General features: G+C 61.1%; 17 protein-coding genes, 1 tRNA gene, 1 other RNA gene and 1 pseudogene. 7 read left to right on the forward strand and 13 right to left on the reverse strand.

Going from position 1 to position 17,576, the window contains the following annotated elements:
- Positions 1-102: 102 nt before the first annotated feature.
- The 7 genes from cheB to FH061_RS17220 form a co-directional block, all read right to left on the reverse strand.
- Positions 103-1,128 (reverse strand): chemotaxis-specific protein-glutamate methyltransferase CheB, encoded by a 1,026-nt coding sequence (gene cheB, locus FH061_RS17190; RefSeq protein ID WP_151637057.1) that lies wholly within the window; start codon positions 1,126-1,128, stop codon positions 103-105.
- The gene (locus FH061_RS17195; RefSeq protein WP_151637058.1) at positions 1,125-3,455 is read right to left on the reverse strand and encodes a hybrid sensor histidine kinase/response regulator; all 2,331 of its coding nucleotides are present in this window, start codon (positions 3,453-3,455) and stop codon (positions 1,125-1,127) included. The genes cheB and FH061_RS17195 overlap by 4 nt, the downstream gene beginning before the upstream one ends.
- Positions 3,452-4,129 (reverse strand): chemotaxis protein CheW, encoded by a 678-nt coding sequence (locus tag FH061_RS17200; protein WP_151637059.1) that lies wholly within the window; start codon positions 4,127-4,129, stop codon positions 3,452-3,454. Before FH061_RS17200 ends, FH061_RS17195 begins: the two co-directional genes overlap by 4 nt.
- Positions 4,126-5,427: a CheR family methyltransferase gene (locus tag FH061_RS17205; protein WP_151637060.1), complete on the reverse strand. Its 1,302-nt coding sequence runs from the start codon at positions 5,425-5,427 to the stop codon at positions 4,126-4,128. The genes FH061_RS17200 and FH061_RS17205 overlap by 4 nt, the downstream gene beginning before the upstream one ends.
- Positions 5,424-5,891 (reverse strand): chemotaxis protein CheW, encoded by a 468-nt coding sequence (locus tag FH061_RS17210; RefSeq protein WP_151637061.1) that lies wholly within the window; start codon positions 5,889-5,891, stop codon positions 5,424-5,426. Before FH061_RS17210 ends, FH061_RS17205 begins: the two co-directional genes overlap by 4 nt.
- Before the next feature lie 96 nt (positions 5,892-5,987).
- Positions 5,988-7,802 carry a methyl-accepting chemotaxis protein gene (locus FH061_RS17215; RefSeq protein WP_151637062.1) on the reverse strand — a complete coding sequence of 605 codons (1,815 nt, stop codon included), beginning with the start codon at positions 7,800-7,802 and terminating at the stop codon, positions 5,988-5,990.
- Positions 7,803-7,983: 181 nt separating this feature from the next.
- Positions 7,984-8,056, reverse strand: a tRNA-Ala gene (locus FH061_RS17220).
- A gap of 5 nt (positions 8,057-8,061) precedes the next feature.
- Here FH061_RS17220 and FH061_RS31635 point away from each other — a divergent pair.
- The 5 genes from FH061_RS31635 (at position 8,062) to FH061_RS17245 (ending at position 10,446) form a co-directional block, all read left to right on the forward strand.
- Positions 8,062-8,463: a hypothetical protein gene (locus FH061_RS31635; protein ID WP_318841024.1), complete on the forward strand. Its 402-nt coding sequence runs from the start codon at positions 8,062-8,064 to the stop codon at positions 8,461-8,463.
- Positions 8,460-8,771 (forward strand): cell division protein ZapA, encoded by a 312-nt coding sequence (locus FH061_RS17230; protein WP_151637063.1) that lies wholly within the window; start codon positions 8,460-8,462, stop codon positions 8,769-8,771. The genes FH061_RS31635 and FH061_RS17230 overlap by 4 nt, the downstream gene beginning before the upstream one ends.
- A 67-nt stretch (positions 8,772-8,838) precedes the next feature.
- Positions 8,839-9,019, forward strand: a non-coding RNA gene (ssrS, locus tag FH061_RS17235) — 6S RNA.
- 156 nt (positions 9,020-9,175) lie between these two features.
- A complete protein-coding gene (locus FH061_RS17240) occupies positions 9,176-9,625 on the forward strand; it encodes an EVE domain-containing protein (RefSeq protein ID WP_192805111.1) in 450 nt (149 codons plus the stop codon).
- Positions 9,626-9,642: 17 nt separating this feature from the next.
- On the forward strand, positions 9,643-10,446 hold the full coding sequence (locus FH061_RS17245; RefSeq protein ID WP_151637065.1) for a sulfite exporter TauE/SafE family protein: 804 nt from the start codon (positions 9,643-9,645) through the stop codon (positions 10,444-10,446).
- A gap of 62 nt (positions 10,447-10,508) precedes the next feature.
- On the opposite strand, the gene FH061_RS17250 is transcribed toward FH061_RS17245, so the two are convergent.
- From FH061_RS17250 to FH061_RS17265, 4 genes are read right to left on the reverse strand one after another with little or no spacing between them, the layout of a single operon-like run.
- Entirely contained in the window at positions 10,509-12,017 is a 1,509-nt protein-coding gene (locus FH061_RS17250; protein ID WP_151637087.1) for a malonate--CoA ligase, read from the reverse strand.
- Positions 12,018-12,022: 5 nt separating this feature from the next.
- Positions 12,023-12,793, reverse strand: a complete 771-nt coding sequence (locus FH061_RS17255; protein ID WP_151637066.1) for an enoyl-CoA hydratase/isomerase family protein — start codon at positions 12,791-12,793, stop codon at positions 12,023-12,025.
- Between the two features lie 6 nt (positions 12,794-12,799).
- Complete coding sequence (gene lgt / locus FH061_RS17260; protein WP_151637067.1) at positions 12,800-13,597, reverse strand: prolipoprotein diacylglyceryl transferase; 798 nt, start codon at positions 13,595-13,597, stop codon at positions 12,800-12,802.
- On the reverse strand, positions 13,598-14,494 hold the full coding sequence (locus FH061_RS17265) for a LysR substrate-binding domain-containing protein (RefSeq protein WP_151637068.1): 897 nt from the start codon (positions 14,492-14,494) through the stop codon (positions 13,598-13,600).
- A 124-nt stretch (positions 14,495-14,618) separates the two neighbouring features.
- Here FH061_RS17265 and ilvD point away from each other — a divergent pair, with 124 nt between their 5' ends.
- On the forward strand, positions 14,619-16,493 hold the full coding sequence (ilvD, locus tag FH061_RS17270; RefSeq protein ID WP_151637069.1) for a dihydroxy-acid dehydratase: 1,875 nt from the start codon (positions 14,619-14,621) through the stop codon (positions 16,491-16,493).
- 90 nt (positions 16,494-16,583) lie between these two features.
- On the opposite strand, the gene FH061_RS17275 is transcribed toward ilvD, so the two are convergent.
- Positions 16,584-16,802: a TIGR04438 family Trp-rich protein gene (locus FH061_RS17275; RefSeq protein ID WP_151637070.1), complete on the reverse strand. Its 219-nt coding sequence runs from the start codon at positions 16,800-16,802 to the stop codon at positions 16,584-16,586.
- Between the two features lie 169 nt (positions 16,803-16,971).
- On the opposite strand from FH061_RS17275, the gene FH061_RS17280 reads away from it, so the two are divergent.
- Positions 16,972-17,280: a c-type cytochrome gene (locus tag FH061_RS17280; protein ID WP_151637071.1), complete on the forward strand. Its 309-nt coding sequence runs from the start codon at positions 16,972-16,974 to the stop codon at positions 17,278-17,280.
- A gap of 169 nt (positions 17,281-17,449) precedes the next feature.
- Here FH061_RS17280 and FH061_RS17285 read toward each other — a convergent pair.
- Positions 17,450-17,576, reverse strand: a pseudogene (locus FH061_RS17285) (branched-chain amino acid ABC transporter substrate-binding protein); the annotation flags it as partial.

The following is a 17,576-nucleotide window of genomic DNA, read 5'->3' on the forward strand; positions in this document are numbered from 1 at the left end:
CTTGCGGGACCCAGCATCCTGATACAGGAAGAAGTATTGCCAGGCACTTCAACTGCAATCTGTCCGGGATCGGCCGGCAGGTCAGGGTGAAACCGCTCTAGACTATCCGCCACGCCCGCCGACACGCTGCCCCAGTTCCCCCGCAATCCTCTCCAGCGGCAGCACCAGTTCCGCCGCGCCGATCTCGGCGGCGGCGCGCGGCATGCCGTACACCGCGCTGCTGGCCTGATCCTGCGTGATGGTCAGCATGGCGGCATGGCGCATCGCCAGCAGGCCCTGGGCGCCGTCGCGCCCCATTCCCGTCAGCAGGATGCCGATGGCGTTGCCATGCCAGTGCAGCGCCACGCAGCGGAAAAACACATCGACCGACGGGCGGTAGGGATAGTCGCGCGGATTCGCGCTGTAACTGAACTTGCGGTCGCCGTCGAACACCAGGTGATCATTGGTCTTGGCCATGTAGATGCGGTCCCGCTCGAGGCGCATGTGATCCTCGATCACCGTGATCGGCCGCTTGATTTGTTGTCCAAGCCATTTGGCGAAGCTGTCGGTGAAGTTTTCATCGATGTGCTGAACGATGACAACGGTACAGTCTTCCGGCGGCGTCCACGCTCCGAGGATGCGCGCCAGCGCGACCGGCCCTCCGGTCGATGAGCCGATGGTAACCAGGGTGCGAGGTTCCGTGCCGGTCTCGGACGTCACCTTGCCGGGGCTGGCCGTCCTCGCGGAAGATGGCTTGTCGGCCGCAATCAGCTTGCCTATCGTCCGGATCTTGGCCAGCAGTGCGCTGTCCATGCCTGGCTTGCCTGTAATGATCGGTGTCGCGGTAACGTCGAGCGCGCCGGCGCCGAGTGCGCGGAACACCAGTCCGGTATTGTCCTCGGGCGATGCGGTGACGAGCAGGATGGCGCAGGGGGCTTCCTGCATGATGCGGCGCGTGGTTTCCACGCCGTCGATGCCCGGCATGAGCAAATCCATCAGGATCAGGTCGGGGCGGTTCTGGCTGCAGAATTGGACGGCCTGTTCGCCGTCGCGCGCCACCCAGATCACCTGGTGTTCGGATGTTTGCACTATCATGCGGCGCAGCGCTTCGCCGATCAGCACGACATCATTGACAATGGCAATCCTCACGCGCTTTCTCCAATCAGGTCGATCACCGCTTCAATGAGCGTCTCGTCATGGAAACTTCCCTTGGTCAGGTAATAATCGGCGCCGGCCTCGATGCCGCGGGAACGGTCTTCCGGCCGGTCCTTGTAGGACACGATCATCACGGGGGTGCGCCGCAGCTGTTCGTCCCTCTTGATCAGCATGACCAGTTCGATGCCATCCATGCGCGGCATGTCGACATCGGTGATGACGAGATCATAGTGATGGCTGCGCACGGCATTCCAGCCATCCATGCCGTCGACCGCGACATCGACATCGTAGCCGCGGGAAGCCAGCAGCTTGCGCTCCACTTCCCGCACCGTGAGGGAATCGTCCACCACCAGGACGCGCCTTGCAGCGGTTCGGGCCTTTTCAGGCAAGCCTTCGAGCCGGCGCAGCGCACCGGACTCGGCAAGTCGCAGGATTCCGGTCATGACATCATCAATGTCGAGGATGAGCACCGGTGATCCGTCGTCAAGCAAGGCCGCCGCGGAGACCGATTTCATCTTGCCGAACATGTCTTCGATCGGCTGCACGGCGAGACTGTATTCTCCGCGTATCGCATCGACGGCCAGCGCATGCCTCTGCTGGGAAGACCCGATGATCACCACTGGTACGGGGCCGTCGGCCACGCCGCTGCCGCCAAGTTCGAGCAGCTGGGCGGCGGACACCAGGCCGACATGTTCATGGCCGAATGCGAAGAACTGCTTGTCTTCGAGGATATGGATGTCTTCCCGGGTAACGCGCATGATGCGCTCGATCTTGGTGACCGGCACGGCATAGGCTTCGCCGCCGATATCAATCACGATGGCGCGCACGATCGACTGCGACAGCGGCAGGGTGATCGTCGTGCGGAATCCCTTGCCCGGTTCGCTTTCCAGGCGCACCGTGCCGTTGAGCTGCCTGACCGTTACCTGGACCACGTCGAGTCCGACGCCGCGCCCGGATACCTCATTTGCGGTATCGCGCAGACTGAATGCCGGAAGCAGCAGGAAATCCAGCAATTCGGCGGCGCTCATCGCCGCGGCCATCGCATCGCTTGCCATGCGTCTTTCGATGACCTTGCGGCGAATCCTTTCCAGGTCCACGCCCTGGCCGTCGTCGCTGACCACCACGGTCAGCATGCCTGCGCTATGCCGTGCTTCAAGATGGATGGTGCCCTGCGCCGGCTTGCCGGCCGCCGCGCGCACTTCGGGCGCTTCCATGCCGTGGTCGATGGCGTTGCGCAGGATCTGGTTGATCGGGGTTTCCATGCGGGCCAGGATATCCCGGTCCACCATGGTGTCGAGTCCGCCGATCTCGAGTCTTACCTGCTTGCCCAGGCTGCGGCCGAGATCGCGCACCATGCGCGGAAACGCGCCCACGCCATCGCGGAATGGCCGCATTCGCAGCGCAAGGACTTCGTCCAGCATCGCCTGCGATACGCCCAGCAGACGCCGCTCGTACGCTTCCAGTTCGGCGAGCTGCTGCACCAGTGTCTGCCGCAGCGGCTTGATGCGCTGATGCACGGCGAGCCATCTTTCCCGCATCAGTTCGTCCATTGCCGTCGCCGGCAACGCCTCGTTCAGGAGATCGAAGGCGGCGGTCAGATCCTGCTGCTGTTTCTTCAGGCGCTGCATTGCCTGCAGATGGGGACGCATGGCGTGGGCCGCGACGCGCGACTCGCCGGCAAGGGAGAGCAGGCGATCGAAACTCCGGGTATTGACCTTGATGAACTGGTCATCCGCAATCGCGGCCGGTTCGGCTGCCGGCGTGTACGCGGAGACGACTGATGCATTTCCCGGTTCGATGGAAGCCGGCCCGACGTCTGGTATTGCGGATGCGGCAGGAGCGGCGGGTGCCGGGGGCGCAACCGGTGCGGCTGCTGTTCCGGACGGCGCATCGTTCAGTTTTGCCGGATCCGCGGCCTCGTACAGGCTCACAAGCAGGCTGGAGATGGCGAGCTTGTTCTGCTCCAGCCAAGCGGGCGCAGTGTCTTCGCCCAGGGAAGCGATTTTGGTGACGAGATCGACGCCCGCAAGCAGGCGGTCAAGCCTGGCCTGGGTCAATTGCAGCCGGCCCTTCTGTGCGGCGACGAAGCAGTCCTCCATCACATGGGAAACACGCTCGACCGCTTCGAGATTGACGATGCGCGCGGCCCCCTTGAGCGAGTGAGCGGCACGCATCAGGCCATCGAGCGTTTTCATGTCGCCGGCATCATGTTCGAGCGCAAGCAGGCCCGAGGTCAGCACCTGTGCCTGGCTTTCGGCTTCGCTGCGGAACAGGGCTTGCAGCGACATGCCGCTGTAGTCATCTGCACTGTCGTCTGTCATCGCAGTGCTCCGTTCAACTGGTAGCCGACCAATTCTTCATCGAGGCAGCCGACGCGCTGCTCCTCAAGGACAAGTATGCCGCGCATGTAACGATGCCGCGATTCGACCAGCGTCGCCGGCAGAGGCTGCAGCTGGTCCGCCGCATGGCGGTGTATTCCCTGCAGATCGTCCACCGGCAAGGCGAAGGCCTGCTGGCCGAACTGCATCAGCAACAGGCGCGGATAGACACGCTGACCCGGAAGTGCAGGCGGCTGCTCGCCCGCAATGCCAAGCAGCGCGGCGAGCGACATGCAAGGGTAGATGCGCCCCTGTATGCCGACGATGCCCAGCAAGGGGCCGGCGCTTCTGTGCGGCAGGCGATGCGGCACGCGCGGATCCGCTACCGCCAGCGCCAGGCGCGTCGGCAAGGCAAGCCATTCCCGGCCGATGCGAAACACCAGCGCCGACTGGTCGGTGCGGCTTCGCGTATCCTGCGGACGGGCAAAGACGTCGGCCCATTCCTGGAGATACTGCTGCGACAGCGGTCTTTGCATGACCTCGGCGGCCGCGGAGGAATACACGTCGCAATGACGGCAATGCCCGTGTTCGCCAAGGCGTTCGCAACTGCGGTCGCCGCGTACGCCGCTGCGATTCCAGCAGTCAGCATTCGGATTATTCATAAAGGAATGATTCATGATTTGCCTCGCGTTCCGGACCGGCGTTCGAATACGCGCGCAGCCCTTTGCCGGAACTGCCTGGCGGCATCGGCATCGCCATCCTGCTCGGCCAGCAGTGCGAGGTGGCACAGGGCTTCGTAATGATCGGGTTCAAGGTACACCGCGCGGCGGAGATGTTCGGCCGCCGCCCTTGCATCATGCTGCCGTTCAAGCAGCAGTCCCAGCATGAAGTAGGCTTCCGCGCAATCCGGAGCCAGTTGCAGGCAGCGCTGATACAGTCGCTCGGCTCCTTGCCGATCGCCGGCATCCGCGGTCTCGCGTGCCTGGCGCAGGATGGCTTTCAGACCCCCATCCGGTTGCGACGCCATGGCCGGCTGCGGTGTTTGTAACATTGTTGGAGGCTGCAGAATCTGTGGCGAACGAGGTGCATGCGGTGGTGACGCCGGCGGCAGCGCACGCTTGCGTTGCAGGTGGCCGGATGCTGTTGCGAGCGGCGCATTTGCACTTGTATTTGCATTTGCATTTGCATTTGCCGTCGAGGCTGCGGCCTTGGTCAGAGCGAATGCCCTCGGATACGGAGCGGCGGCAAAGCCGTGCTGGATGAAGGCGTTGGTCTCCGCATATCCGGACAGCAGCAGACCGTCGTCGCGAAGCAGTGACTTCAGCCTGGCTGCGGCGTTGCGCTGCGCGGCCTCGTCAAAATAAATCAGGAGATTGCGGCAGAAGATCACGTCGAATTGTTCTCCCGGAGCCGACGCTTCCAGCGTCAGGAGATTCGCGCAGCGAAACCGCACGGCGGCGCGGATCTCCTGATGCAGTTCATAGCCGTGGTCGCCCCGGTGAAAATACTTGTCCCGAAAGCCCAGATCGCTGGTGCGAAACGCATTGCGCTGATAGACGCCAAGTCTGGCGCGCTCGAGCGCTCCCCGGCTTACATCGATGGCTTCGAGGATGACTTCTCCCGGTGCGATGCCTGCCTCGGCCAGCGCGATCGCCATCGAATACGGTTCTTCTCCGGTTGCACAGGGAATGCTCAGCAGCCGCGCCGGACGCCGGCCATTGCGCATCAGCTGCGCGACGAAGTTCGCCGCTGCGGAAAAGGCATCGGCATCGCGAAAGAACCAGGTCTCCGGAACGACGATCTGATCGACCAGGATGGACATTTCCCCCTCATCATTCAACGCATGAAGCGCATAGGCGTTCAGATTGGCCTCGCCGACCTCGCGCATGCGCCGGCGCACCGCATGCTCGATGGCGTCGTGCGCGAGCTTCATCCCGGTCTCGAGCCGGAGGCGGTTGGACAGGGCGAGCATCATGTGGCCTTGCCTCCATTTTCCGGAAACAGGATGCTGCGCACGTCGTCGGTGAGAAGCTGTTCAGGATGGAGGATCTGCACGATGCCATTGCCATGCGTGCCCACCTTTCCCAGGTAAGGCGCCTTTTCACTGGATACGCCGCTTCCGCTCAGTTGCGCTGCATCGAACCTTGCCATGCCTTCCACCTGCTCGGCGATCAGGCCCAGCCTATGCACTTGCCCTTCGCCCATGGGGTACTCGACCAGCAGGATGCGCGTGTCGAAACGGGCGGCATGCGAGCGGCCGCAGGCCAGCCGGCAAAGGTCTATCACCGGAACGGGACTTCCATGCAGGTTCATCAGGCCGGCGACGAAGGCGGGGGCCTGCGGCAGGGATTTCAGTTCCATCAGCGGCAATACCCGCAAGAGACCGGCGGTCGCCAGCGCATAGCGGTCCTTGTCGAGATGGAAGATCAGAAACTGCATGGCGTTCCGTGTGGCTGAATGACTGAATGACTGTGTGCTGTCTTTGCTGTCGGGTATGCGGCGCGGGCGTTCGCTGGCGCGCTGAAGTCCTGCCTTTTACATGTTGACCGCAAAGCTGGATACGCCCGCCTGCAGGTCTTTTGCCGCGTACTGCAGTTGCTGCACGGCTTCGCTGGTGGCCTTCAATGCATCGACCGCCTGCTGCGTGGCATCGTTCAACTGCGTCATCGTTTCGGTGATCTGCGACGCACCCACCGCCTGCGACTGCATGCCTTCCAGCACCATGTCGAAGCGGGGCGGCAGTTTTTGCACCTGTTCGACGACGATGGTCAGGCCGTCGCTGACTTGCCGCGTCTCTTCGACGCTGCGCCGGATGTCCTCGGAGAACTTGTCCATGCCCATGACGCTGGCCGATACCGCGGACTGCATTTCCTTGAGCATCTGCTCGATATCCCAGGTGGCGACCGATGTCTGGTCGGCCAGCCGTCGGATCTCGGTGGCGACGACGGAAAATCCGCGGCCGGCCTCGCCGGCCTTTTCGGCTTCGATCGCCGCATTGAGGGAAAGGATATTGGTCTGGTCCGCAACCTTGGTGATCGTTGTCAGCACCGCGTTGATGTTGCTCGCCTTTTCCGACAGCGCGGCCAGCTTGGCATTGATGGAATCGGTCGCGCTCACCATGCGCTGCATGCTGTGGTCCATGCGGCGCAGATTGCCCAGGGCGTCGGTGGTGGCCGAATTGGTATCTTCCGCCACCTGGTTGACTTCCTGCATCGCCTTGACGAGCTGTGCGGTATTGGCCGAGATTTCCTTGGTGGTGCTCAGGACTTCGATGCTGGTCTGCGCCTGCTCGACGCCGGTGGATTCCTGCTGCCGCGCCGAGGCCGCGATCTCGGTGGTGGAGGTGGCAACCTGGATGCCCGCCTTCTGTACCCGGTCCAGCAGAACACGCAGGTTGTCGAACATGGTGGCAAGTCCGCCCCCCAGGCGACCGATCGCATCTTCGCCGCTTACGGCAATCCGGCCTGTCAGGTCGCCCCTGGCTGCGCGCGACACCACATCGAGAAGCAGGTCGACCTTGCGTTTCAGTTCATCGGTCGACTGTCTTTCTCGCGCCTGGCTATCCTGAAGCGTCTGCGCCATGTGGTTGAACTGCGCTGTCACCTGGCCCAGATCGTCACGGCTCTGCACCTCGGCGCGCGCCGACGGGTCGCCCGCCGCCATCCGGTTCAGCGCATTGGTGAGATGTCCGAGCGGAAGCAGTATGGAACGGGCCAGCGAAACGGCGATCAGCAGTGCCGTCAGCACGGCCGCCATCCCGCCGATGGAGAGCAGAAGCAGCATGTTGCGCCGTGCACTGTCCGCGTCCGACGAACGCGCCGTCAGGAGACGATTTTCATCCGCATTGAAATCCGACAGCAACTCATGTGCCGCTGCAACATCCGCAAAACCCGCCGTGATCAGCGGATCTCGCGACAGCTGTTCCAGTGCCCCGGGGGTCGAAGGCATGCTGCGGCGCTTTTCAATCATGGGCTGGACAATGTTCCTCAGCCAGTTGTTCAGCAGCGGCTCGATCTTTCTCAGGCGGTCCTGCTGCGTAGGATTGTCCGCCGACAGGGTTTTCAACTGGCGCAGATGCTCCCGCATGGAAGTTTCGCTTTCGCCCATCGTTTGCAGAAGCTTTTCGCTTCCGGTAAGGACATAGCCCCGGAACTGGGCCTGGACATCGCGGATTTCAGCCTCAAGCCCGTTGCTGCGCAGCAGAAGCTGCAGCGTATGACGGTCCCAGCCGTTGGCCATGGTGAGTTGATTGAAATGGTAGAAGGCAGTGAGAAGAAGAACGAGAAGCAGGGCAACGATGGCGCCGAAACCGGCATAGAGCTTTTTCTGGATACTCAAATCTTTAAACATGAACTCTCCTGGCGACACTTGCGCTTGGTTGCATTCCTGACATTGCCATATTGGACGCGGATGCTTTGCACGAAATGTGCCAAGTGTAGCCTGAAGTGATTGTCGCGACGAAAAAGCGGAGGCGAAAAGAAGAGGGGGCAGGCGGCGCAACAGCGGCGCTGCAGATCACAGGCGGACCGTGTGGAGCGGAGGAGGATCGAACTCCCGACCTTCGCATTGCGAACGCGACGCTCTCCCAGCTGAGCTACCGCCCCATGCAATGCATTCTATTAACCGGTATTCAAGGAAGCAAGAGCGCGTTAGGCATGATGCGGCCGGATGGTCGCGACTTTTTCCGTCCCGTCAGCGAGGAAGGTTCAGGAAAGCCCTCAAAAAGCACATCCAAGTAATTGAATTATCGAATCTATTGACTCAAATTCGTCAAGCCTACTATAGTTGCGGCATGATTTCCGAATTTCATCAACTTTCCGAAAAAATCGAGCAGCTTGCCGAGCTGACCAAGTCGCTGCGCCGCGAAAATGCCGAGCTGCGTGCTTCCCTTGCCTCGGCTACCGCCGAAAATGCCGATCTCGCGAAGCGGATCGAGGAAGCCTGTCAGCGCGTTTCGGCATTGCTGGAGCAGATCCCGGCCGCTGATGAAGCCAACGAGGAGGCGGCGTGATCCAGGTCGACGTAACTATCATGGGCCAGCCCTACAAGCTGGCATGCAGGGAAGGCGAGGAAGTCGCCTTGCGGCAGGCAGTGGATTATCTGGACCAGAAGATGTGCACGATTCGCGATGCCGGCAAGATCAAGGGCACGGATCGCATTGCCGTCATGGCCGCGCTTGGCATTGCCGCAGAATTTCTTACGACAAAAACCGAGGACGGACCGTTTGCCGACATGACGGTAGCCGACGTCAAGCAGAAAATTGCCGCGATGCATACGGTACTCGACGCGGCGCTTGCCCCTCAGGAAAATCTTTTTTAGTTCCATAAAAACATCAGGAATATTTTCTCTCAGGCCTTTGACAGCAGGCGCTATTCGAGTAAACTTAAGTCTCCTGCCGTGTTCGCGATTGCCATATATTCCTTGAACCATTTATGAGCATAGGTTGCGGAATATCGTTCGATGGGCGTGATCGTCGCTAGTCCGATGAACCCGAAATTGAGCTAACTGTGACCACCTTGAACCGCTAGGTTCGGGATGCCGGCAAAGACGGCACAGGCGGGGCTTTATACCCAGGCGGCTGCATGCAAATGCAGCCGCTTTTTTATGCGCGCTGACTTTGCCCGCATGGCGGGACAAGGCAGGACAGAGTGCATGACGCGCTTGTCCGCACAACGGATTCTTGATGACTGATCCTTCGAGAGATGAACAAGCAATACTGGTTGATGAAATCCGAACCCGATGAGGTGAGCATTGATGATGCGCTGGTTGCGCCGGGCGGCGTGGTTCCCTGGACAGGCGTGCGCAACTATCAGGCGCGTAACTTCATGCGGGATGCGATGCGTGTCGGCGACGGCGTGCTCTTCTACCATTCTAGCTGTGCGGAGCCGGGCATTGCCGGCCTGGCCGAAGTCGCGAGCACTCCTTATCCGGATCCGACGCAGTTCGATCCCGCGAGCAAATACCATGATCCGAAGTCAAGCCGGGAAAATCCGCGCTGGCTGCTGGTCGATGTGCGCGCCACCCGCAAGACCCGGCTGATGCCGCTGGCCGAAATGAGAAGCCATCCCGATCTTGCCGACATGCAGATCCTCAAGCGCGGCAACCGGCTTTCCATCACTCCCGTATCCCCTTCCGAATGGCGGTGTATCATCGACTGCATTTCAATTTCATAATAACTAGAAAGCATACGATGGACATTTCGCTGGTTGCGGCGTTGCTGGTGCTGGGAGCGGCCGTGGGGTACGCCGCAGGATTACTGGGCATTGGCGGCGGCATGCTGCTGGTGCCGTTCATGACCATGGTGCTGACTGCCAGGAATTTTCCTCAGGAGCATATCGTCCATATGGCCATTGCCACCTCGCTGGCAACCATCATGTTCACTTCAATTTCGTCTGTGCGTGCGCATCATGCGCGGGGCGCGGTGCTGTGGAATGTGGTCAAGCTGCTTGCGCCCGGCATCCTGATTGGTTCCTGGATCGGGCCGTGGATAGGATCGCAGCTCAATTCTTCGGTGCTGGCATTGTCGTTCGCGGTCTTTGTCGCATTCTCCGCAACGCAGATGCTGATCGACAAGAAGCCGGCCGCCTCGCGTGATCTGCCGAACCCTCCTGGCATGTTTGCCGCAGGCGGCGTCATCGGCGTGCTGGCCGGACTGGTGGGAGCGGGCGGCGGCTTCATCTCCGTTCCCTTCATGACCTGGTGCAACGTGAAGATTCATAATGCCGTGGCTACCAGCGCCGCATTGGGTTTCCCGATCGCGCTCGCCGGTACCCTGTCGAATATCTATTTCGGTCTCAATGAGCCGGGCCTGCCGAGCGGCTCGCTGGGCTTTATCTATCTGCCCGCGCTGCTGGTAATTTCCATCGCCAGCGTCACCACGGCGCCGCTGGGCGCCAGGACTGCGCACAAGCTGCCGGTAAAGTCCCTCAAGCGGGTGTTTGCCATTCTGCTGTATGCCCTGGCGGGATACATGCTCTACAAGTCGTTTGCCTAGCTATCTGCGGGGCATTGAAAACGGCTGCGGCGGCATGAAAACGCATGCCGCCGCCATGCTGTTCAAGCGTTCTTGAACTGATCCCGCAGCATGTTCTTTTGCACCTTGCCCATGGCATTGCGGGGCAGGTCATGCACGAAGACTACGCGCTTGGGCACCTTGAAATTCGCGATCTTCGATTTCAGCTCATTGATGATGTCCAGTTCGGTCAGGGCATTATCGGTCCTGGTGACCACAACCGCCGTGACTGCCTCGCCGAAATCCGGATGCGGGATGCCGATGACCGCCGATTCCAACACGCCATCCATTTCATCAATGAAGGACTCCACTTCCTTCGGATAGACGTTGTAGCCGCCGGAAATGATCAGGTCCTTGCTGCGGCCGAGGATGCTGAGGTAGCCGCGCGCATCGAACTTTCCCACATCGCCGGTCTTGAAATAGCCATCGTCGGTGAATTCCTCCGCTGTCTTTTCCGGCATGCGCCAGTAGCCGCGAAAGACATTGGGGCCCTTGACCTGGATGTCGCCGACCTCATCGGTGCCGCATGGCGTGCCATCGCCTTTGACAACGCGTACCGATACGCCCGGCAGGGGCAGGCCCACCGTGCCGCCGATGCGCTCGCCGTCATAAGGGTTCGATACCAGCATGGTGGTTTCGCTCATGCCATAGCGTTCCAGTATCGTGTGGCCGGTGCGCTCCCTGAACTGGTTGAAGGTATCCATCAGCAGGGGGGCGGAACCGGAGACGAAGAGCCGCATGCCGGCGCAGAGAGTCTTGTCGAAGGACGGTTCGGCCAGCAGGCGGACGTAATAGGTCGGCACGCCCATGAACACGCTTGCGCGCGGCAGGCAGCGCAGCACTTCGGCGGAGTCGAAGCGCGGCAGGAAAATCATCTTGCTGCCGTTGAGCAGCGCACCGTGCGAAGCCACGAACAGTCCGTGCACATGGAATAGCGGCAGCGCATGCAGCAGTACATCGCCCGGCTGCCAGCGCCAGTACTCATGCAGGACCAGCGCGTTCGAGCTCAGGTTCTCGTGGCTGAGCATCGCACCCTTGCTGCGACCGGTCGTGCCCGAGGTATAGAGGATGGCGGCGAGGTCATCCGGCGCACTGTGCACGGTCTCGAAACTGTTCGACTGCAGCGCGGCGCGTACCAATAGCGATCCGGTGCGGTCCTCTCCCAGCGTGAAGACATGCTTCGTTCCGCTGGCAAAGGCGATCTGCGAGATCCAGCCGAAGTTCTGCGGCGAGCACACCACGACTTCGGGCTGGGCATTGTCGATGAAGTAAGCCATCTCCGCGGCACGGTAGGCGATGTTCAGCGGCAGGTAGACATAGCCGGCGCGTATCGTGGCGAGATACAGGATCAGCGCTTCGGGCGACTTTTCCACCTGGACGGCGACGCGCGCGCCTTTCTCCAGTTTCAGCCCCTTGAGCAGATTGGCCATCTTCGCGCTGGCGCGATCGATGTCGTTCCATGAGTAGTACAGGCCTTCATGCGTCTCGATGCAGCAGGCCGTGCGGTCTTCCGGAAAACGGCTCTCGAAAAGGGCGTACAGATTGGCGTTCATTGTTGTCATTGTCCTTTGAATACGGGTTTGCGTTTTTCGAGAAAGCTTGCGATGCCTTCGCGGTAGTCCTGCGACTCAAGCAGGGCAAAAGCGGCCTGCATCTCCTGTTCGGTAAGCGGAACCGCCGATGACAGCCTGCGCGCCAGCATTTTGTTCATGCGCGCGGCGAGCGGCGCCCCCTGCGCAATGCGGCGCGCAGCTTCCATCGCGGCAGAGGGCACGTCATCGGCGATACGATTGATCAATCCCTTCTCCTGCGCTTCGACGGCGCCGAAGACACGTCCTTCCAGAAGGATTTCCAGGGTCGCCGCCTTGCCAATCAGATTCAGCAGGTGCTGCATTTCGCCCGGGGCGAGGGCGAAACCGAGGCGGTTGATGGGAATGCCGAAGCGTGACTGCGGCGATGCAATGCGCATATCGCAGGCCGAGGCGATCTCCAGCCCGCCGCCCACGCATACGCCCTCGATGGCGGCGATGGTGGGATGAGGGCATTCGGCGATCATCTGCAGTGCCTTGCCGATGAGTTCGGTATGGTATTCGACACCCTGTTCGAGGGTGCCGCGGCTGGCGGCAAATTCCTCGATGTCGGCGCCGGCGGCAAAATTCCCATCTTCGCCATGCACCACGACGCACCGCAGCGCATCATCCGCCGCCAGTTCGCCGAAGACCTCGCGTAGCCTTCTCCACATGCCAATGTCAACGGCATTGAGCTTGCCGGGGTTCGACAGGCAGACCTTGGCGACCTGTCCATCGCAGTTAACATGAATGTCCGACATGAGCGTTCAGGCGCGCTGCCTGCGATAAGTAATGATCAGGGCGATGATGCCGAATGCCACCATCGGCAATGACAGCATCTGGCCTGCGGAAATGGTCAGTCCGGCGAAATGGACTTCGTAATCGGGCGTGCGGAAATACTCGGTGAAAAACCGCGCCAGTCCATACAGGCCGACGAACAGCGCGCCGACCGCGAGCGGAGGCCGCTGCTTGCGGGCGTAGATCCACACGATGATGAACAGCAGCAGGCCATCGACCAGCGCCTGGTAGATCGGCGAGGGGTGGCGAGGGATGGTGTCGACGTTCGGCCAGATCATCGCCCAGGGCAGGGACGGATCGGCGGGACGGCCGGGGAGTTCGGCATTGATGAAGTTGCCGATGCGCCCCGCGGCATAACCGAGCGGCACCATCGGCGCGATGAAATCGTACACCGCGACAGTGCTGCGCCCGGTCTTGCGCGCCCACAGCGACATGGCCAGCAGCACGCCGATGAAGCCGCCATGAAAGGACATGCCGCCCTTCCAGACGGCGAATATTTCCAGTGGATGCGCAAAGTAATACGCCGGCTGGTAAAACAGCACCTCGCCGAGCCGTCCGCCGATGATGACGCCGAGCACGCCGTAGAACAGCATGTCGTCAAGGTCTTCCGGTTTCCATCCGGCCGCTGCCATGTGCGGCTGGCGCGCCCGCATCCGTCCCAGTACCAGAAACTGCACGAACGCCACCAGATACATCAATCCATACCAATGGACCGACAAGGGTCCGATGGAAAAGGCAATCGGGTCGGGAAGCGGGTGTGTAAGCATCTATTTCTTTCTTCTTAGCAGTTCAAGGAAGGTCCGCAGCACCGGTGACCGGTTGTCGCGGCGCCAGGCAAGTCCGGTTTCTATGGAAACGGCTCCGTCTTCCAGCGGGCGGTATTCCACACCCGGCCGTTTCAGGTTCGACACGGATTGTGGCACAAGCGCAATACCCATGCCGGCCGATACCAGGCCGACAATAGTTTGCATCTGGATGGCTTCCTGCCCGATGCGGGGTGTCAAGCCTACATCACGGAAACATCCCAGAATGGCATCGTAAAAGGCGGGGGCGATGCGCCGTGGAAAGATGATCAGGGGCATGTCCGCCACTTCTTCCAGGCGCGTTGTCCGCCGACCGCGCAGGGACTTGAGTCCTTGAGGCGCCGCAAGCACCAGCGGTTCGGATATGACCGCCAGATAATCCAGTTCGAGGCGGGCCTTGTCATGCAGCGGCGGTATCAGCAGGCCGGCATCGATGCGGCCGTGCATCAGGTCCTCCAGCTGCACGTCGGTAGTGGCTTCGCGCAGATCGATGTGGATCTGCGGATGACGCTCGCGGAACTCCCGCAGCAGGGGCGGCAGCACGCTGTAGTCGGCCGTGGAAACGAAGGACAGGGACAGCATGCCGGATTCCCCGGATGCCGCGCGCCGGGCAAGATCGGGCAGGGCGGCCGCCTGCTGCAGGATGCGCCGCGCTTCCGGCAGCAGCGCTTCGCCGGCGGGTGTCAGCGCAACGCTGCGCCGGGTGCGCTCGAACAGGAGGATACCGAGCGCCGCCTCCAGCGCCTGTATGGTCTGGGACAGCGGCGGCTGCGTCATGTGCAGGCGTGCGGCCGCGCGTCCGAAGTGGTTTTCCTCGGCCACGGCAACGAAATAGCGCAGCTGGCGCAGTTCGATATTCATATGCAATTCATATCAGTGAGGAATGAATCATATATTTGACACCCGGCAATGGGCAAGGCACTCTTGCGGTCTTTGCTCCGGCTCCCGGCGAGCCGTTGCCCATTTTGCTTTATTGGAGACGAGCATGCCTCAGTACCGTTCCCGCACCACCACCCACGGCCGCAACATGGCCGGTGCCCGCGCGCTCTGGCGCGCCACCGGCATGAAGGATGGCGATTTTGAAAAGCCGATCATCGCGGTAGTCAACTCCTTCACGCAGTTCGTGCCCGGCCACGTGCACCTGAAGGACCTGGGCCAGATGGTGGCGCGCGAAATCGAAGCGGCAGGCGGCGTCGCCAAGGAATTCAACACCATCGCGGTCGACGACGGCATCGCGATGGGCCACGGCGGCATGCTGTATTCGCTGCCGTCCCGCGAACTGATCGCCGATTCGGTCGAGTACATGGTCAATGCCCACTGCGCCGACGCGATGGTCTGCATTTCCAATTGCGACAAGATCACTCCCGGCATGCTGATGGCCGCCATGCGCCTGAACATTCCGGTGGTTTTCGTTTCCGGCGGGCCGATGGAAGCGGGCAAGGTGATCGAAGCCCTGCACGGCAAGCAGGAAGGCATGCAGAAAATCATCAAGGTCGACCTGATCGATGCCATGATCCAGGCCGGCGATCCCAAGATCTCCGACGCCCAGGTCGCCAATATCGAACGCTCCGCGTGCCCGACCTGCGGTTCCTGCTCCGGTATGTTCACCGCCAATTCGATGAACTGCCTGACTGAAGCGCTGGGCCTTTCGCTGCCCGGCAACGGCACCATCGTCGCAACCCATGCCGACCGCAAGGAACTGTTCCTGAACGCGGGCCGCCTCGTCGTCGAACTGGCCAAGCGCTATTACGAACAGGACGATGCCTCGGTCCTGCCGCGCAACATCGCCACCAAGACCGCTTTCGAGAATGCGATGGCGCTCGACGTGTCGATGGGCGGTTCCACCAACACCGTGCTGCACCTGCTGGCGGCCGCGCAGGAAGCCGGCGTGGACTTCACCATGGCCGACATCGACCGCATTTCGCGCAAGGTGCCCTGCCTGTGCAAGGTGGCGCCGGCAACGCAGGATTACCACATTGAAGACGTGCATCGCGCCGGCGGCATCGTCGGCATTCTCGGCGAGCTCGATCGGGCCGGCCTGCTCGACACGACGGTCCCGACGGTCCACAGCAAGACCATGGCGGAGTCGATTGCCAAGAACGACATCATGATCAACAAGGACGCCGCGGTGCAGAAGCGCTTCCTGGCCGCCCCGGGCGGCGTGCCGACCCAGGTCGCGTTTTCCCAGGACAAGCGTTTCGACAAGCTCGACGACGACCGCGCCCATGGCTGCATCCGCGACAAGGAACATGCGTATTCCAAGGATGGCGGCCTGGCCGTCCTGTACGGCAACCTGGCCGAGAAGGGCTGCATCGTCAAGACCGCGGGCGTCGATGAAAGCATCCTCAAGTTCACCGGCAAGGCCCGCGTGTTCGAAAGCCAGGACGCCGCTGTCGAGGCAATCCTCGGCGACGTGGTCAAGGAAGGCGAAGTCGTGATCATTCGTTACGAAGGACCGAAGGGCGGCCCGGGCATGCAGGAAATGCTGTATCCGACGTCGTACATCAAGTCCAAGGGACTGGGCAAGAAGTGCGCGCTGTTCACCGACGGCCGCTTCTCCGGCGGCTCGTCCGGCCTGGTGATCGGCCATGCCTCGCCGGAAGCGGCGGAGGGCGGCGCGATCGGCCTGGTCAATGACGGCGACATGATCGAAATCGACATCCCTGAGCGCCGCATTCATCTCGCCATCAGCGATGCCGAACTGGCGCAGCGCCGCGCTGCGATGGAGGCCAAGGGTGACAAGGCATGGAAGCCGGAGAATCGGGAGCGCGTCGTGTCCCAGGCCTTGCAGGCCTATGCGGCGCTGGCAACTTCCGCCGACCGCGGCGCAGTGCGCGACCTGGCCCAGCTCAAGCGGTAATGACGCTCGTCAGGCAGACAGTGCAATGAAAGGGGCGCGAAAGCGCCCTTTTTCATGTGGTGGACGGCAGCTTATGACTTGGGATTGGTATTACTTCTTGAATGCCTTGCTGATACGCTCCTGGCGTGCCTTGTCCTGTTGCTTGTTCGCCTTGCGCTTGTCAAGACCCAGCATGCGCTCAATGAACTCGAACCAGACGAAAGCAATCAGCAGCAGGCCTGCAATCCACCACCATGACAGCTCGGCGAATGGCCCGACTTCGAAATAGCGCAGAATGGACAATGAAACAATGGCAATGATGATAGGCATGGCAAATTCCTTTCCTGCAGGATATTGCTAAAGAATGTAACGGTCAATTGTCGGCGTCAACCCGTTCATCAAATGCCACGTTTGCGTTGATATGCACTACATGATCTGCATTACATGATTTGAATTGAAACGCAGTAAAATGGTGCGGCTTTTTCAACTGGAGATATGAATGAAAGCTTCTTTGTTGGTCTTGTTGGCGGCAGGTGCACTGGTGTCGAATGCGGCGTTGGCGAATGCGGATCTGGCGAAATCCAAGAATTGCATGGCATGCCACGCTATCGGTAACAAGGTTGTCGGCCCGTCCTTCAAGGACGTCGCGGCGAAGTACGCCGGCCAGAAGGATGCCGAGGACAAGCTGGTCCAGAAAGTGATCAAGGGCGGTGCAGGCGTCTGGGGTGCAGTGCCGATGCCGGCAAACGCGCAGGTCAGCGAAGCGGAATCCCGTACGCTGGTGAAGTGGATCCTGTCGCAGAAATAAGCGCAGCCTTCCTTCATGCCGGACAAGCGCCCTGAAGGGCGCTTTTTTATTGCCTCTTTTTGCCTTTTATTGCATCTTGCTTTCTGATTTGAATGCAGGTGCTGATACCGCAGACGCAAAAAAGCCCGGTCCAAAGACCGGGCTTTCGTCAAGCGACAAATCGTAAGAATTACTTCACGACAGCCAGCTGTTCGCGCTTGCCACCCTTGTAGGTGTAGAGCGTGAGGGTGCCGTTCTTGATATCGCCGCGGTTGTCGAAGACGATATTGCCGGTCACGCCCTTGTAGTTGATCTTC

The organism is Noviherbaspirillum aerium (assembly GCF_008929045.1).
Taxonomy (GTDB): Bacteria; Pseudomonadota; Gammaproteobacteria; order Burkholderiales; family Burkholderiaceae_D; genus Noviherbaspirillum; species Noviherbaspirillum aerium.